Source organism: Plantibacter flavus (assembly GCF_900177615.1).
Classification (GTDB): Bacteria; Actinomycetota; Actinomycetes; order Actinomycetales; family Microbacteriaceae; genus Plantibacter; species Plantibacter flavus.
The window spans coordinates 103,603-119,284 of sequence record NZ_FXAP01000007.1 but is presented as its reverse complement, the minus strand read 5'-3'; the positions used below and the strand labels follow the sequence as shown (position 1 = coordinate 119,284).

16 protein-coding genes are annotated in these 15,682 nt (G+C 63.5%); 1 reads left to right on the top strand and 15 read right to left on the bottom strand.

Annotated features, from left to right (window positions below):
* Positions 1 to 10: 10 nt before the first annotated feature.
* Positions 11 to 421 (top strand): LysM peptidoglycan-binding domain-containing protein, encoded by a 411-nt coding sequence (locus B9Y95_RS18830; protein ID WP_123539837.1) that lies wholly within the window; start codon positions 11 to 13, stop codon positions 419 to 421.
* 63 nt (positions 422 to 484) lie between these two features.
* Here the strand turns inward: B9Y95_RS18830 and B9Y95_RS18825 are convergent, their stop codons facing one another.
* From B9Y95_RS18825 to B9Y95_RS18750, 15 genes are all read right to left on the bottom strand, one after another.
* Positions 485 to 1,975 carry a DEAD/DEAH box helicase gene (locus B9Y95_RS18825; RefSeq protein ID WP_085514192.1) on the bottom strand — a complete coding sequence of 497 codons (1,491 nt, stop codon included), beginning with the start codon at positions 1,973 to 1,975 and terminating at the stop codon, positions 485 to 487.
* A 472-nt stretch (positions 1,976 to 2,447) separates the two neighbouring features.
* Positions 2,448 to 2,795, bottom strand: a complete 348-nt coding sequence (locus B9Y95_RS18815; protein WP_085514190.1) for a glutaredoxin family protein — start codon at positions 2,793 to 2,795, stop codon at positions 2,448 to 2,450.
* Positions 2,796 to 2,919: 124 nt separating this feature from the next.
* Positions 2,920 to 3,234 (bottom strand): PDDEXK family nuclease, encoded by a 315-nt coding sequence (locus B9Y95_RS18810; protein ID WP_085514189.1) that lies wholly within the window; start codon positions 3,232 to 3,234, stop codon positions 2,920 to 2,922.
* Positions 3,227 to 3,712, bottom strand: a complete 486-nt coding sequence (locus tag B9Y95_RS18805) for a hypothetical protein (protein ID WP_085514188.1) — start codon at positions 3,710 to 3,712, stop codon at positions 3,227 to 3,229. Before B9Y95_RS18805 ends, B9Y95_RS18810 begins: the two co-directional genes overlap by 8 nt.
* Positions 3,709 to 4,215, bottom strand: a complete 507-nt coding sequence (locus tag B9Y95_RS18800; RefSeq protein ID WP_085514187.1) for a hypothetical protein — start codon at positions 4,213 to 4,215, stop codon at positions 3,709 to 3,711. The genes B9Y95_RS18805 and B9Y95_RS18800 overlap by 4 nt, the downstream gene beginning before the upstream one ends.
* Before the next feature lie 15 nt (positions 4,216 to 4,230).
* The gene (locus tag B9Y95_RS18795; RefSeq protein WP_148071503.1) at positions 4,231 to 4,659 is read right to left on the bottom strand and encodes a hypothetical protein; all 429 of its coding nucleotides are present in this window, start codon (positions 4,657 to 4,659) and stop codon (positions 4,231 to 4,233) included.
* A gap of 212 nt (positions 4,660 to 4,871) precedes the next feature.
* Positions 4,872 to 5,156, bottom strand: coding sequence for a hypothetical protein (locus B9Y95_RS18790; protein ID WP_085514185.1), 285 nt, complete (start codon positions 5,154 to 5,156; stop codon positions 4,872 to 4,874).
* 107 nt (positions 5,157 to 5,263) lie between these two features.
* Positions 5,264 to 8,491, bottom strand: a complete 3,228-nt coding sequence (locus B9Y95_RS18785) for a hypothetical protein (protein WP_200811445.1) — start codon at positions 8,489 to 8,491, stop codon at positions 5,264 to 5,266.
* A gap of 106 nt (positions 8,492 to 8,597) precedes the next feature.
* Positions 8,598 to 10,256: a DNA primase family protein gene (locus tag B9Y95_RS18780; RefSeq protein ID WP_085514184.1), complete on the bottom strand. Its 1,659-nt coding sequence runs from the start codon at positions 10,254 to 10,256 to the stop codon at positions 8,598 to 8,600.
* A 126-nt stretch (positions 10,257 to 10,382) separates the two neighbouring features.
* Positions 10,383 to 10,790 carry a hypothetical protein gene (locus B9Y95_RS18775; protein WP_085514183.1) on the bottom strand — a complete coding sequence of 136 codons (408 nt, stop codon included), beginning with the start codon at positions 10,788 to 10,790 and terminating at the stop codon, positions 10,383 to 10,385.
* Between the two features lie 37 nt (positions 10,791 to 10,827).
* On the bottom strand, positions 10,828 to 11,124 hold the full coding sequence (locus B9Y95_RS18770; protein WP_123539838.1) for a DUF4190 domain-containing protein: 297 nt from the start codon (positions 11,122 to 11,124) through the stop codon (positions 10,828 to 10,830).
* Between the two features lie 209 nt (positions 11,125 to 11,333).
* Positions 11,334 to 12,239: a hypothetical protein gene (locus B9Y95_RS18765; RefSeq protein WP_085514181.1), complete on the bottom strand. Its 906-nt coding sequence runs from the start codon at positions 12,237 to 12,239 to the stop codon at positions 11,334 to 11,336.
* Positions 12,236 to 13,432, bottom strand: coding sequence for a hypothetical protein (locus B9Y95_RS18760; RefSeq protein WP_143736587.1), 1,197 nt, complete (start codon positions 13,430 to 13,432; stop codon positions 12,236 to 12,238). The genes B9Y95_RS18765 and B9Y95_RS18760 overlap by 4 nt, the downstream gene beginning before the upstream one ends.
* 182 nt (positions 13,433 to 13,614) lie before the next feature.
* A complete protein-coding gene (locus B9Y95_RS18755; protein ID WP_159453461.1) occupies positions 13,615 to 14,724 on the bottom strand; it encodes a tyrosine-type recombinase/integrase in 1,110 nt (369 codons plus the stop codon).
* Between the two features lie 38 nt (positions 14,725 to 14,762).
* On the bottom strand, positions 14,763 to 15,290 hold the full coding sequence (locus B9Y95_RS18750; protein WP_085514178.1) for a hypothetical protein: 528 nt from the start codon (positions 15,288 to 15,290) through the stop codon (positions 14,763 to 14,765).
* Positions 15,291 to 15,682 lie beyond the last annotated feature (392 nt).

Below are 15,682 nucleotides of genomic sequence, written 5' to 3'. Positions count from 1 at the left end.
TCGAGGCCCGATGATCGCCGGTGGAGCATCTGCGGCCGTGCTGCTGGGCGTCCTGTTGGTTGGTGGCCTGGGCGCCGCGAACACGATGTCCGCGATCGCGGATGCCCGTGCCGCACAGGCTGTGCCGACTATGAGCGTGAGCCCAACACCGGACACAGACGATTCGGTAACACCCCCGGATCGCGACAGCGATCAGAACCCGGTTCCAGAACCGGTTGATGAGATCTACGTGATCCAGGAGGGTGACACCCTCACAGACCTGTCTGCGCGGTTCGGGATGAGTATCGACTACATCGCCAACTACAACGCGGTGCGCGACGTGAACGTCATCTCCGAAGGGGCAGTGCTGCGGGTACCGTTCATCTACATTCCTCCAGCACCCGACCCGGCCTCCGCCGACGCGACGCCGGCGTTCGGCTGACACATCGCTCTCGCAGAGACCCCCTCGACTCGAGGGGGTCTCTACGCTGTTTCCGGACGCGTTCTAGATGTTGATCAGGTCCAGATCGCCGAGGAGTTCGCGGATGTCGTCAGCGACGTCGAGCACTTCGACGCGGACCGCGTCGAGGAGACCAAGCTGAACGAGGTGCTTACGCTCGAGCATCCGAGGCATCTTCTCGTCGCGCGTCCCCTTGGTCACCAGTCGCCAGATCTGCACCGGGTGCTTCTGCCCCATGCGCGCGAGACGGGCGTTGGTCTGCTGATAGTGCTCGAGGGAGTCGGGAAGCGAGTACCAGATCAAGGTGCGGCCACCGTCCTGGAGATTCAGGCCGTGTCCCGCACTTGCGGGCTGAACCAGCATGACCGGGATCTGCCCTGCGTTCCAGGCCGCGATCATGCCTCGGCTTCCATCGAACGCCCTGACGTCGTGCCCTGCAGCACCGAGATGCCGCAGGAGCTGCTTCAGGTCCGACTTGTAGCGGTAGGCGATGAGGACGGGTGATCCCCCGTTGTTCCGAACGAGGTAGTCCGTCATCGCCAGCTTCTCCTCGTGGATGACCGCGTAGTTCTTCTGGTCGTCGACGTACATCGTGCCCGAGGCGAACTGCAGCTGCTTCCCGTAGAGGATCGCCGCGTTGTCGGCGGTGATCGTCAGGGTTCCCGGGTTGTTCGGGTCGGGGCTGGCGAGGTCCAGCACCAGGTCCCGCGTGAAGTCCTTGTATGCCTGGAGGGTGTCGCTGTCCAGAGTGACGTTCACGATCTCGTTCGACACCTCCGGCATCGGGATGCTGGTGTTCTGGGCGCTCATGACCTTGTGCCGCACCCGAGCGTAGATCTCATCCTCGGCCCCAGGTCGAGGTTCCCACCGGCGGACGACGTTGTTGACGATCAGGGCGGGCTTGAAGAAGCGGTCGACGTACTCCTGGAAGGTTCGCCCGAGGGCGAGGCCACCGTCCAGGAGGAACATCTGACTCCAGAGATCAATCAGACCGTTCGGTGTCGGTGTGCCGGTGAGCTCGATGAATCGCACCGTCGCCGGCGCGACAATCTGCAGCGCCTGGAAGCGTGTACCGGTCGGGCTTTTGAGCGTCTGCGACTCGTCCACGATCACGGTCTGGAACGGCCATTGGATCTCTTCCTGCCCGTTCACCTGCATGCGGGGCATGTTCTTCACCAGGTCGTCGATGAGGTCGACGTTGATGAAGTACATCGTGGGCGGTTCGGAGAAGATGGCCTTGTAGCGCTCGAGCCGCTTGGCACGACTGAGCTTCTTGTCCCGCTCGTTGACGATGAGACTCCGAACGCGCAGCGGGAAGCCCCACTTCACGATCTCGTCGATCCAGGTCGACCGGGCGATGTTGATGGGGGCAACCACGAGAATGTGGCCAGCGGGTCGAATCCGCGCGAGCGCCGTCAGGGTGCTGAGCGACTTCCCTCCGCCCATCGTGAGGAAGATCCCGCACTTCGCGTGCTGGACGATCCACTCGCAGACGATGTCTTGGTGCGGCAGCAGGGTTGGCATGGTGAACGCCATGGTGAGACTCCTCTCTGAGCGGGGGGGGGGGCTTCGGACGTTGTGACGTCAGGACTGTCTCGCAGGCGTGGACGCTTGTCCCATGCGTTTGAAGTCGACGATGTCGAGGGGGTAGTCCGATGGCCAAGGGAAGACCAGCGGGCACGGGATGAGTAGCGGATCCGTCGGTGGCGCGGGGTGACCTGCGTTGTGGAACTGACGAGCCGTCCAGTCGATCGCCACTGGTTCCCCGGCGTGTGCCGGCTGAACGACCGTGAACCAGTGCTCTCCCTCTGCGGCGGATTCCGCTCGCACCAGGACGCCGTCGAAGCCGAGCTCACGAGCGAAGCGCAGGAAGCGCTCGCTCATCTCATCGCAGTCTGGGGACTCCCATGACTCCTCGTTCGGGTACAGGAACGCCCACCCCTGAGCGTCGCGGTCGTTCGCGAGGAACTGTGTGCAGAGGTGGGCGATCTCGACCGAACCGGCCGGCTCACTCCGGGACAATGTCGATCAGGAGGCCGGCGTCTCGGAAGCGGGCGATCGTGCCGAAGATCTTGTCAGGTCGGGCACCGGACCAGGCGTCGTCCTGGTCGAGGTCGTCGGTGACGACGACGACCGGCATCTGGCGTCCGTAGTTCTCGATGACGTGCTCCAGGGGCGTGAGACCCCCGAACTCGTCGCGGGGCGCGGTGTCGAGCTCGACGTTGATCTCCACGAATGGCAGACCCTTGTTCGTGAACTGACGCTTGGTGCTCGTGCATGCGGGGCAGTCGTTCTTGCTGAACACGACGGTCGTGAGCTCAGCGGTGTTGGTGTCTGTGCTGCTCGAAGCAGGCATAGGTGTATCCCTTCTGTGGGTCTGCAAACCCGTGGTTGTGGTCGGCGTGGTGGACCGTTCTGTGCCACACCAGTGGTGCGCCGCCTGGCGCCGTATCGGTTCTGTCGCGATTCTGCGGGTGGCTCTACGCGACTGCGCGGAGGGTTGAGGAGCCAGACGACGACGCCAGCAGCTCGCTGATGAGTTCCTCGACGAGTTCTCTAGAGTCGATGACGCGCACGTCAGCGCCGGCCACGCGCATCTCGTTGAAGCGGACCAGCTGGAGCTTCCGCGGCTTCTTCCCTAGAGCCTTCGTCTCAACGAAGACCGTGCGCCCGGCGAGGATGACGATCCGGTCGGGGACGCCGCTGATCGAGGACATGAACTTCAGGCAGAGGCCGCCGCTCGCTCTCACCCGGCTGTACAGGTACGACTCGACGTAGTTTTCGGGCTTACCCATGGACATCCGTCACTCGCCCGTCGACGGCGGAGGGTCCTGCGTCGGCCGGCAGTCGGAGGCTGCGGAGGTACGCGACCTCGCTCGCATCGAGGACGTGGCCGGGGCTCAGCCAGTTGGCCGCGTCGGGTGATCCATCGAGGTCGCCGACCGTGGTGGGATCGGTGTTCTGGTTCGGATCGTTGAAGGCTTCGCCTGACCAGACAGTGGCACCCAACCGCTGGATCTCGATCCGACCGTCGGCGAGGGAGTCGAAGTTGATGACCGTCGTGTCCTCTTGAGTGCCCGAGGGAGAGACTCGGATGCTGAGAATGGTCGCGCTCTCGTCGTTCTCGAAGTCGACCCACCCCATCTGTTCTGTGGTCGTCGCGGTGTTGATGGGCTGCGGCTGAGCCTCGAGTACCTCACCGGTGTCGAAGACGGTCAGGCGGGGGTTCTTCGCTCGGGAGAGCTTCGCGGATTCGTGGTCAAAGGGGCTCATGCGAGGGCCTTTCGGATGGCGTCGGCGAACTCGGAGGTGAAGGCCAGCAGCGTGTCTTCGTGGCGTTCGTAGACCTTCACGTCCTCCTTTTCGGAGTCGGTGAGAGCGTCGTGGTTGGCGATCGTCTCGTCGTAGCGAGCGAGGAGATCAAGCAGCGCGCGCTGCTCGAGGGCCGACACGCCGGGCACGTTTTGGAACTCGTCGAAGTACCCGCGATCGATGGGCGCGGCCATCAAGCTGTCGAACAGCTTGGGCAGACGATCGATGACAGGCTTGACGAGCGGTGCGAAGCCGGCAGGTGGGAGCCCTGACAGTGCACCGACTCCGACGACGTCGCGCAAGACCTCCTCGGGGCGCTTCGTGGCCATCGTGACCGCATTGTCTTGCGCGTCAGCCTGTGCTCGGGCGGTGATTCGGTTCAGCTCCTGGATCTTGTCCAGGGGTTCGAGGTCGCCATCAGCGAGCACGGTGCTGATCGTGGCGAGGGTTCGATGGAGAGTCATGGGATCTCTTTCGGGTCAGGTCGTCGTGGTGGCGTATCCGGGGATAGTGGCGACGTCGGGTGCCTCGTCCTCTTCGTGCTGCGGGCAGACCGTGGTGAGCATGTCCGCGGGGACGAGTCCGCTGCACTCATCGACCGAGCAGACCTCGACGGGCTCGCCGTTGTGCTCGATGCCGAGCCGGTCGGCGATCGCCCGCCAGTGGACGAGGTCTTCAGGAGTCTGATCGCCGATGCCGATGGGGCTTAGCTTCCCCCAGTGCTCATCGATCCACTCCAGCGGCTCCGCTCCGGGCCACTCCGTGTTGGACCCGAGTGCTGCGGCCGTGAACTCGCCGAGGTCGGCGTAGCGCTTGACGGTCTCGATGCCGTCGATCGGTCCGAAGGCTCTGCGGTAGCGCTGGAGTTCGTGGCGCACCGAGGTGATCTCGGCCTCGATCGTGGCCAATGTCCTCACTTCCTCGGACCAGTCGTTGCTGCGGTCTTCCGCCATGCAGCTGGCGATCACCCCAAGCTCGGCTTCAGCTCCGTCGAATGGTGGCGGACTGGCAGTCTCACCGTGTGGAGAAGTGGTGCTCATGGAAGGGTCTCGCTTTCTGCGATGGAATCTGGACAGTTGGTGAGCTGGTTCGTTTCGGTCGTGTCTGCCAGCCGGGCTGACTAGATCCGCTGAATGGTTGGCGCCGTGTGCTCCTCTCCGTCCCAGTTGTTCCAGTCGATGCGCACGAGCGGGTCGTAATGCCCGGTGACGGCACCTTGGAACACCAGGTCGAGGAACTCGCCTGTGCCGTTGCGGTCTGTCACCTCGGTGATGTAGGTCAGGACTCCGGCCGCGACGACCGCCGTCTGGTGAGCCAGCGGGGCGGTGACGACGACGGACGATCCGATGAAGGGGAGGACATCACCGATGTCGTTGATCTGGGTCTTCTGCTGCTGCTTCTGCATCGGGGGCTCTCAATCTCAGGACGGGTGTTTGGATGGTGCACGAAGGGGCCCTGGCTGGGTTGCCAGAGCCCCTTCGTGTGGCGATTGCGGCCTGTGGATTCGGGCGACTATGCGGCGATGCCGTCTTCTGCGAGCTCGTCGTCTTGAGACGACGACTCAGCGAGCACGTCGCCCGCCACGCCGGCGTCAGCCGCGCTGTTCTTCCAGTTCTTCTCGTAGGTGCTGGCCAGCATGTCGAGGTAGACATCCAGGTCCAGGCACCCGAGCAGGTCCCGGAGCCTGTCCTCACCCATGCACAGCAGATCGCCGTTCTCGATGAGGATGTTCCACGCCGGGTCAATACCCGTGATCTTGCGTACGGCGACGTCCTGATCCTCGGGCAGCAACACTCGGTTGTTCGTCTGGGCGTCTAGTCGGTCCCTGGCGAAGCCATTCGCCTTCAGGATCCCCATTGCCACGGGATCGGTGTGCACCGGCGCCACACCGTCGCGGCTGCGACGGATCTTGGACGCAGCATTCACGACCCAGGCACCAGCGGCCCGAAGCGATACCGCCCCGGGCTTGCCCTCGTGCACGATGAACATCCGGTTGTAGTGCTGGATGGTCCGTGGGTTCACGACGGTGTCCTGGTCGTCGCTCGAGGGGTCGACGGGGTCCGACGCGAACGGGATCGTCACCTTGCCGTTGGAGGCGACAACGACGTTCTGGAACAGGCGGGCTGCCAGTACAGGGTCGCTGTCACGTGCCGCCTCGAGCAGGAGTTGCTTGCCGAGACGGCGGTCCAGTGGCTCGGCCAGGCTGATCGGGTCGGTCCTCCAGCTCGGCACGTATGCGCCGGCCGCGTAGCGGAGGTACCTTGCCAGCGCCCAGTCGAGCACCGCCGGGTGGGCGAGGCTCTTCGTGGGCTGTGGCTCCTGGTGGCACGCGAGTGTTCCACCCGATGCGGAGACGATCTTCGCTTCCCACACCGGCGTCGAGTCGTCCTCGGGGACCTCGAGCTCCAGACGGTTGTTCGAGTCCTTGCTCACGATGATCAGTGGCTCGGGCTCGATCTCCACGTTGATCAGCGCCTGCTGCTCGGCGAGCACACGGTTGTTGGTCTCCTCGTCGAGGACCGAGTAGAGACCGTCGGTATTCGTGGAGATGATCCGGGCGCCGGCCAAGGTCTGCGCCTGGCCAATACGCCAGGAGAAGAGTTGACCGATGATGCGCATCGAGATGATGGCGTTGTTGACCCGGATCGGGGTCGTGTGCGTGGTGTCACCTGCACCGGATGCCGAGTTCAGGATGAGCTTGGTCCCATTGCGGAGCACACCCAGGTGGGTCTTCTCCTCAGGGCTCAGTCCCGGTATCTTCATCTCTCGCCCATAGCGGTCCTTGTCGGCGAGGATCTTCGCGTAGCGGTCCTCACCGAGGTCCGCGTTGTAGAACGCGCTCATGTTGCGGAGCATGTTCGGGTAGTAGCTGGTGAAGTCCTCGTGGATGGCGCGGGCCATCGAGGTGAACGCATACTTCGGCTTCAGCTTCGTTGAGCCATCGACCTTCTGCTCGAAGAGCTCGGGTCGCGGCTTCGCGGGCTTGTATCCGGCGCCCACGTACTGCTGCTCGATGGCGTCGAGCTGCTCCGGGGACGGGTTCGCACCGAGCGCCGCAATGGCTTCGGAGCGAGCGGTGAGCGCCTTGATGGTCGCCTTGGCTGTCAGGACCTCACCGTGTTGCACCACTCGACCATTCGGCAGCGTCACACCACCCTTGGTGGTGCGCACCACGAGCGGGTCGGGGTATGCAGCCTTCACGTCGGCGAGCAGCTGCTCGTTCTCCGACCAGGCGAGGAGCTCCTCGCCGTAGGCTCCCCAGTCCGCCTCGGCGCCGTGAATGCCACCGGTGGAGAAGGTGGCGAAGCAGGTCGACGGCGAACCGTCTGCGTGGAAGTACGGCAGGTTGTTGGGCGCCTTCGGGATCTCCGAGAGCACATGCGCGCGATCGCCGTCAGGATAGGTGTCGGCGTACTCCTCCGAGGCGTTGAAGTTCTTCCCCTCGATCGACTTGTAGTACGCGTAGACGAGGTCGAACTGGGCTCGTGCCGCAGGATCGCTGACACCGTCGTAGAAGAACGTTCGGCACTCGTCGAGGACGTTCACCCGCTCGATGCCACGCTCCTTGGCGACCATCTCGGAGGGGTACATGAAGCTCACGCCCCGGATGTCGTTCAGGTGGCCATACGGGCTCAGGATCAGCCCCACGAGCTTCGCTGACGACGAATCCGGCGTCAGGCGCCCCTTCCTCACAGCCTTCGGGCTGATGTTCGGCGCGGAGGAGAACTTCGATCGCTCGTAGATCGTCTCCGGGTACTCGTCGATCAGACCCTTCTTGAGGTCGAACGCCGACGAGAACGTGGGGTGCTGGAACAGTTTCGCGAGTCCCACGACGTCAGACACGTTGTAGGCGAGCAGGTCGTAGAGATCCCGCACCGTCTCCACCGTGGCGTTGTGTGCACCGAGCTTGTCGCTCTCCATGATCTGTCTCCCGAGACCGCCGAGCAGACGCTTGAGGCCGACGAACTGCTGCGCCTCGTTGAGGCGCGCGGCGTCGATGTGGCGACCCGAGTTGATCATCGCCTGGCGGATCTTGTTCGGAATGGAGTTCCAGCGCTTGCCCTGGGCGACGGAACCCTCGACGAGGTAGCGCGGCATGTACGAGATGTACGTGTCCTTGAACAGCTCGTCGTTGTGGGTTCGCATGATGCTGGCCTTCGGCGGCTGGAACCCGTAGTCGGCGGCCTGCTTCTGCGCGAGCGCCTTGGGCAGGTGGCTGAGCGCCTCCAAGAAGTACGCCGCAAGCATCGTCGTGTCGTAGCTGAACGAGTTGTAGCCGACGAAATAGGGGTGCCGCAGGAATGGATCGTAACCGGGGTCGGTGTCGCAAACCGGGCGGAGATGGTTGGTGAATTGCGACTTCGAATCGGGGTCGTTGACGGAGTCTGCGTCGCTCACTCCGAACAGCTGCGCGAGCGCGTAGTTGCCCAGCCAGGTCGAGAGGTCGTGGAAGTTGATCGTGCGCTTCAGATCATCGACTACCTGGAAGGCCGGGTTTTCGGCGATGATCCTCTCGGCGGCGAGCTTGGTGCTGAACGGATGCGCGCGGAGCTCCTCGGTCAGCGACGAACCCTCCACGGGATCGACCAGGAAGAACACCTCCACCGAGTTGGTGCGGGGCGAGTAGGCGCACAGCGAGAAGACGTTGTTCAGTGACTCGATGTCGTAGTAGAGGAAGTTCGCCGTCTTGGCGGTTACGGCCTGCTTGATCGGGTGGGGTGCCTGCGTGGATTGCGACATCTGCCGGCTCCTTCCTCTGGTGTCTTGGGGTGTGGGTCTCGGGCATGCGGATGCACGCCTGTGCCGGGCGCACCGATCTCTCAGTGCGCCCGGTTGGGGTTGGTTGCTACGTCGTGGATCCGCCTCCAGGTGCCGACACTGCGCCCGCCGCTGCCGGCGGGGTGTTGGTCCGCTGCAGGCCTCGATAGCTCGATGACAGCGGGTGCACGGTGGACTTCCTCAAGGGATCACTGCCCGTGTACGCCTGGTTCATCCAGTCTTTCAGGTCGAAGCGTGCGGTGAGGGGTTCAGGGCTATCCATCATCTTCCCCGGTCGCACCTGCTGGCGCTGATCGGCGCAATGCCAGAGCGTCGACTTGTGCACGATCGCCAGCAGATCCTTCACGAACACGATGCGTCCGATCGGTGAGCCGGACGGGTTCGTCTTCGCGAACCATGCCTTGTACAGGTCGTAGAGGTAGGCGAAGGGGACGAGGTCCCAGACGAATGCTTCCTCGAACTCGGTCCAGAACGAGCGCACCGGGTCGTTGAAGCCCTTGTACTCCTCGAGGACGTTTTTCGTTGCCTCGGGCTCCGAGAGCGTGTAGTAGTTCATGTGCAGCACGCGGTGGAGCACGTACTGCAGCACGTCGTCGCGCCCGACGTAGTCGTCCTTGATGTAGCGCTTCTCAGCGCCGGTGAAGCTCTTCGTGAACGGCACAAACAGCTGCCGCCGATAGAACGACTCGGACTTGTCCTTGATGCGCGGGAACTCGTTCAGGCATTGGACCATGAACCCCCAGAACTGATAGGCGATGGGAGTCTTGTGCTTGCGGTTGATGGAGATGACGTCGTTGGTGATGATCGCCTTCAGGTTTGCGGCGCGGTCGATGAAAGTTCCGACGTCGTTCTCGTCGACGAGGATCGCGCTTGCCCGAGTCAGCGGCTCCAGCAGGAACTCCTTGCCGAAGTCGCTGATCGGGATCGATGCATAGCTGGCGCTTCCGACCAGGTTCCTCATGAGCTCCACGAGTGTTCCCTTGCCGTTGTTGCCGAGCTCGGAGAAGAACCAGGCGCTCTTGTTCCAGCGCACGTGCGGCCGAACGATGGCCCCGAGGATCTCCCAGAGCAGCACGATGATTTCCGGGTCGTCCGTGAGCGTGTGCATCCAGCTCTCGACCTCCCAGGTTTCCCCGTCGGGTGTCAGGATCCCCGGGGAGAGCGCCCCCTGGACGTAGTCGACGCGGGCCTTGGAGAGGAACACCATGCTGGGATCGAACGGCTTCAGTTCCTTCTTCCGGTAGTCGAAGACCCCGTTGTTGACGGCGATCATGTCGCGGTCGGCGCAGCGTGAGACCCTGGGGGCTTCCTCACGAAGAACGGTCATGACCTCTCGGGACTCGTTGATGGTGAGCTCCCGGTTGTACAGACGCGCGATGCTGCGAATCTGGTCCTCGCTCGTTGCGTAGATTCCCTCGTCCTCTCCGTCGTCGACATAGATCGCGAGCAGATCATGGTCCCGATCGGTGTTCTTACCCGAGGGGGCGATACGAACAACGCGGTGCAGGGAGATCAGGATCTCAGCGACCTGGGAGAACGTGAGGCGCTTGAGCAGGTTGATTCTGTGCGATCCCGTTCGCCCGCTGTTCTCGAGCGCGAAGAGCGCGTTCGTTTTCGCCAGGAGAGACTCCTCGATGGCTGCCGGCGACGGCAAGGGATTTGACTTGATCGAGGCGAGGTAGGTCCGGGTGGCCTGGATGGTGATTTCATTCTGCGTGGTGGCCATCGTTCACCTTTCCGGGTGTCTGTGGAGGGTTTCTCCTCACGGGGGATCGCGGTTGGTCCGAGCCGATCCGGGCGCGACAAAGCAAGGCCGCACCCCGGTGTAGGGGTGCGGCCTTGGTGTCTTCGGTCAGATGCCGTCGTCCAGCTGTCGGCGGAACTCCTCGACCAACTGGTCGAGCGGTCCAGACGGCACAGGCGTGAGTTCGAGCTGCTGCTGCAGGTGCTGCGCGGCTCGCGAGAGAGCGGCTCGTCGACCGTGAGCGTCCAGGGGATGAGGGTTCTGCTCTGACAGGGCGAAGATCTCCTCGAGCGCCCGCCAGATGTGCGGATCGGTCGGGAAAGCGCGATCGAGCGTCAGCCAGATCCGCTGCCTGTGGAAGTCTGCGCAGCCACAGTCCGCAGCGTGTGTTGCCTCCGGCCGAGCGGAGTCGACTCTGGACCGGCTACCTGCATCGGGATCGTTCTTGCTCAGGGGTTCGCGGTCCTCGGACAGGCCAGCGTTGTCGGACCACTCGTCGTCGGGGTGGTCGGCCATGAGCGGCTCGCTTTCTGTCGGTGATCGACGGGTTCGGTCAGAAGAACTGTGGGGCGGGAAGAGCTGCGTACGCCGCGATCAGCATGATCACGAGCGACAGCGTTCCGGTGGTCAGGCTGATGTAGGAGATCCAGAGCGCGGCGATCGCCAGACGACGTCCTCCGAGGTCTCGGTTGCGCAGGCGCAAGAGGGCTACGTGTGCGAGTGCAGGTGCGATGAAGAAGCCGATGACGGTGATGAAGCCGGTCGCCGCGAACACCAAAGCGGTGATGGCGAGACCGCTCATCGGAGCCCGTCTGGGAACGCGTTCTCCGGCGTCGATGAACAGACCCATGGTGACCAACTCTCTGCAGACGCAATCAAGGTGGCCAGCTTCGCGCTGGGGCGGCTAGGTCGGTATCGACCAGCGAGGGTGGATCCGGAGCAATTGAGCTACAGCGGTGTGGAGAAGTCAGGTTGAAGACTTCGAACCACCACCCGGTGCGCGCTTCGCGCGCGCCATGTTGCTCATCCGTCAGGGGCGTGTCCGCCGAGGGGCGGACACTACAAACCGATCACCGTGAGGTGATCCAGGGTTTCCGTGGTTTCAGCGAGTAGGGCCTTCAGCCAGGCACTCATCTCATCGAGCCGAGCATCGACGTCGTCCTGTGCGGCGGCGAGTTCGCTCGAGGTGGCGTTCGCGAAGCGTCCGCCTGTTCGCACGGTGTACTCCTGGATGGTGGCGACTTCCCCGAACTGTTGTCGGCGAGCCATCGTCGCGCTGATGGACCGAAGGCTCAGCGGGCTGTCGACGGGGTGACCGTGACGGTTGATGGAGGGAAGGAGCGTCGTGGCATCCTTCCAGGCCCTGTCCACATCCACGCCGCAGTCGTGTGACGACTGTTCGACGCCGATGGGGGAGACCACCCTCGTAATCGCAGCCTTGTTGAACCATGGCGTCAGGTCACCGACGACGCGCAGCCAACGGGTCACAGCGCACGCGGCACATTCGTCCGCGGATTCGGAACGCTCGACAGCTTGGCCGCAGATGGACAGGTGAGGGGACACCGTCACGTCGTCCGTCGTGACGTCGACGGCTTGCTGGCGGTTCATACCGAGCACACCGACGAGCACGATGAGCCATCCATCGCGGCGTCCTCGAACAGCCTCTTGGAATCCGGTGGGGTAGTGGTACTTCGGGACCTGGGCGAGCGCTCGTGACACAGACGCCCAACCGTCGCCGTGCCTCAGCGCTGAGGACACGGGAGCTTCTGAGGCCACACCGACGGCAGAGTTCTGCTTGTGGATCACGCGCCGGCGCCGGATCTGGGTGGCGGCCGCCGCGGGGAATGCCTCGAGGAAGGCTTCAGTAGTCGCGCCGGACGTCGGGAGAGGCGCGAGGGACATCGACACGCACCAGTCGACGAAAAGCTCCCAGTCGCGCGCCTCTCTCGAGGTCAGCTGTGTCATTCCTTCGGGTCATCCCCCTCGTCGGAGTCCTTCTTCTTCGTCTTCGAAGAATCGACCACGGTGTCGTCTTCTTCTGACTCGATGACGCCCTCCTTCGTGAGGATCGCGACACGACGCGCGAACCCGAGAGGATCGGTCGATGCCAGCTTCGGGAACGCGGTCTGAACGGCTTCGATGGCGACGTCGACGTAGTCCTGTCCGGCGACGCTGCGGACGCCGTACACAACGGACGCGGTGAGCCACCCTGGTAAGACCGAGTCCAGGAGTCCGAGGCGGGTCTTACCCAGTGTTCCGGCGCGGAAGTTCAGCTGTTGGTCGAGGATGAACTGTGCGGCGTCTGCAACGAGGTAGTCGGAGTGAGGCGTCTTCGGCCAGGAGTAGTTGCGCTTGTACAGCTCTCGCACGCGCTCGAGCCGGCGACGGAAGGATGCATCTGTTTCCGGGAGTTGCTGCGCTGGTACAGCCCAGCCCGGGTCGATCGCATCGAGCTGTTCGATCTGGATCGCGTCGAGGGCGAGGTCCCGTCGACGGAGGCGGTAGCTGTTGAGCTCGCGGTGGAGCTCTGCCTCCCCATCGTCAGGGAGAGCCTCTCCGTCTGGTTCGGGTAGGCGACCGAAGGCTGTGACGAAGGTCGCGAGCTCTGTCGTGAAGTCCGCGAACTCTAGATCAATGCCCGAATCGACCACGATCTTGTAGTCGCGCCACCCTGGTGCGAAGCGGTCGAGATCGCCGCTCGCGATGACATCGATCTCCCCTTGGATCGTGCGACTGAGCCAGGCATTGAGCTTGCGTTCTTCGGTGCTTGCTCTGCGGGATGCGCGAGGTAGGTGGCCGAACTCGTTGATGAAGGCACTGATTTCTTCCGTGCGCTCGCGCCACTCCTTCGCCGCAGCAGCGGACTTCCTCACACCAGGTGCTCGCCAATCCGGCGCCACGGAGTCGAGGGTGGCGCGTTCGTCCTCTGGGAGCTCGCCGGCGGTGTCACGAGTGCGCTGTTCGCGGAGCCACTGCCCCAGAGAAGTGATCCAGATCGGGTAGGAGCCGTCCTGCTCGAGCTTCTTTGCAAGTTGCTTGACGGCGTCGTCGAACTGGAGCGGGTGGAGGATGACGAGCTTGTGCTCCTTCTTCAGGTTGCTGTTCTCCAGCCACCCGGGGAAGGCGTCATCGAGAATCTCCGCGACTTCTGCTGGCATGCGCCCGTTGCGAAGGCGTGTCATCTGTCCGTCCCACCACGCGCGCAGTTTGCCTTCGGACTCAGGCACGTGGTTCGCGTAGTGTCGCGGGATACGCCCGGTGGTCTCAACGATCTGGCGCACCGCGATTGCTCGCTGGCGGTAGTCGTCATCGGTCATCGGGGACATGTCATCCTCATCTTCTACAGCCCTATCCTCGTTACAGCGTTCTGCCGCAACGGATCGTGCTCGCGGCGGTAGATCTCTACCGTCGAAGCGCTCTTGTGGTCAGTCTGGCGCATTACTTCCTGCGGCGAGGCTCCGGCGCGGAGCGCCTGGGTGACGAAGCCTGCTCTGAGCGAGTGTCCGCCGAAGCGCTTCGCGTTCATTCCGGCGGCCCCGAGGCGTCGCTTCACGACGATGTTGACGACGTCCCCGCTGATGGACTTGGCTCCGATGTGGCCGCCGCGCCGGACTGGTCGGAAGAGGCCGGCCTTCGGGTCGAGACGGTCGAGTTCGGGTGTCGGCCCATGACACAGGTGTGACGCAGAGTCCGAAGTGCGCAGGAGCGTCATCATGTCGCTGCGGGACGCGTTCTCTGCCACATCGAGGACACGGATCCAGCGGAGGAATGCACAGGGGGGACAAGTGAGCGGGTTCTCGCCGTAGGGGAGACCCTTCACCGATCCACGACCCTCTTGATCTGTCTTGGAGGTGAGCAGCCGCACGTGCAACCCATCTTCACTGTGGATCGTCACGTCCCCGATGGTTCGCCCGGCGATCTCGCTGCCGCGGAACGCACCGGCGAAACCCATGACCATGAGCGCTGCGTCGCGGTGGCCGATGATGCCGTCCGGGTAGCTGTGGATGTCGATTGCGGTGAGGACCTTCTTCAGGTCAGCCAGCAGGAGAGGCGCCATTCGTCGGGGAGGACGGACGTGACCTCGACGGATGCCGGAGAGCGTGTCCTTCACGGCCGCCAGCGCACCTGGCGCGGGGTAGCCGGCGCGCAGGTGTTGCATGTTGATCGATGTGACCCAGCGGGTGATGGTGCTCGGCGCGTACGCATATTCACCCGAGGCGCTCAGGAGCGCGCCGCGGTCTGTGATGTACGCGGCAACCGTGGTGCCGTCGGCAGGTAGAGCGACCTGGTCGTGGACCTCGCACCATCGCACGAAGGCGGCCCAGTCGCTGCGGTAGGCACGAGTCGTGTTTGCTGCGCTGGAGTTCGCCTGGTGGGCGGCAATGCCAGCGAGAAGGTCATCTGGGATGGGTGCGCTCTGCAGGGACGGCGCAGTTGCGCCTGCGGCCACGATGGTCGTCGTCGGCTGGTTGCTCGTGGGATCGATCATCAGGTGAGCTTCGGGTGATGGAGGACGTAGGGACCGATTTTGCCGATCGTGAGGGAGTCGAGGTAGCTCTGCTGCTTCACGGAAAGAGCGCCCTTGCCGGACGCAGACTTGTTGAAGATGTCGAGCAGGAACTGGTGCTCCTTCGTCGTGATGACGCCGACAGCTTCGAAGTGCTTGACCAGAACTCTCGAGAAGTACTTCCCGTCGAGTTGGGTGGGTGTCCCGTCCAGAATTGCCAGACGGAGCTTCGAGATTCGGCTCAGGATCTCAACTTCGTCGTTGAGGTCACTGCGGAGGAAGTTGTTGATACAGGAGCTCCCCACCGGCGCAATCTCCCGCCCGTTGAGTCGGTTGCCGATGGTGAAGAGCATGCGCAGGCGTGCCTGCCCGCACCGACACACACCCTTCAGCGCGACACTCTCCTCGGCCCCGATGATCTCCCACTCCTTGCGGGCTTCCATCCAGCTCCCTGCTTCGGAAGCGTCCACGACGGCCGAGCGCAGGCCGTCGAAGTTACCGGCGCTCACGAGGACACTCGGCTCACGCGAAACGGACCCAGGACGCGCGGAGGAGTGGTCCGTACGCAGGCCGGCATGAGGCTCTCGCTCATCCATCCGTTCACACCAGCACCCCGAATCGTCGATTTCGACCTCAGAATCGCGGAAAAGGGGTCTTCTCCGAATAGTTCTGATAATCGCGTTTATCGGTACCAGAATACCATCGGGTTGAAGTCAGATGTGGCTGGAGGTACAAAAACACAAGATGCGGCAAAAAGCGGACGAAGCACCGGGTGCAGAAGCCCACGGTTTCGAAGCTGCGTGTTGCTCGGAATGCCAGTCGAGTGCTGCAATCGGGTCCGACTCACTGGCGTCGGGGAGTGCGGTTGATGTGGCCGCATGGTGTCCGGTCGGTCGCAGAC

Bases quoted from the DNA above. Each gene is read 5' to 3' on its own strand.
- B9Y95_RS18805 (WP_085514188.1), bottom strand. From the start codon at position 3,712: ATGAGCCCCTTTGACCACGAATCCGCGAAGCTCTCCCGAGCGAAGAAC.
- B9Y95_RS18775 (WP_085514183.1), bottom strand. From the start codon at position 10,790: ATGGCCGACCACCCCGACGACGAGTGGTCCGACAACGCTGGCCTGTCC.
- B9Y95_RS18825 (WP_085514192.1), bottom strand. From the start codon at position 1,975: ATGGCGTTCACCATGCCAACCCTGCTGCCGCACCAAGACATCGTCTGC.
- B9Y95_RS18760 (WP_143736587.1), bottom strand. From the start codon at position 13,432: ATGCCAGCAGAAGTCGCGGAGATTCTCGATGACGCCTTCCCCGGGTGG.
- B9Y95_RS18815 (WP_085514190.1), bottom strand. From the start codon at position 2,795: ATGCCTGCTTCGAGCAGCACAGACACCAACACCGCTGAGCTCACGACC.
- B9Y95_RS18830 (WP_123539837.1), top strand. From the start codon at position 11: ATGATCGCCGGTGGAGCATCTGCGGCCGTGCTGCTGGGCGTCCTGTTG.
- B9Y95_RS18800 (WP_085514187.1), bottom strand. From the start codon at position 4,215: ATGACTCTCCATCGAACCCTCGCCACGATCAGCACCGTGCTCGCTGAT.
- B9Y95_RS18765 (WP_085514181.1), bottom strand. From the start codon at position 12,239: ATGACACAGCTGACCTCGAGAGAGGCGCGCGACTGGGAGCTTTTCGTC.
- B9Y95_RS18770 (WP_123539838.1), bottom strand. From the start codon at position 11,124: ATGGGTCTGTTCATCGACGCCGGAGAACGCGTTCCCAGACGGGCTCCG.
- B9Y95_RS18790 (WP_085514185.1), bottom strand. From the start codon at position 5,156: ATGCAGAAGCAGCAGCAGAAGACCCAGATCAACGACATCGGTGATGTC.
- B9Y95_RS18810 (WP_085514189.1), bottom strand. From the start codon at position 3,234: ATGGGTAAGCCCGAAAACTACGTCGAGTCGTACCTGTACAGCCGGGTG.
- B9Y95_RS18780 (WP_085514184.1), bottom strand. From the start codon at position 10,256: ATGGCCACCACGCAGAATGAAATCACCATCCAGGCCACCCGGACCTAC.
- B9Y95_RS18785 (WP_200811445.1), bottom strand. From the start codon at position 8,491: ATGTCGCAATCCACGCAGGCACCCCACCCGATCAAGCAGGCCGTAACC.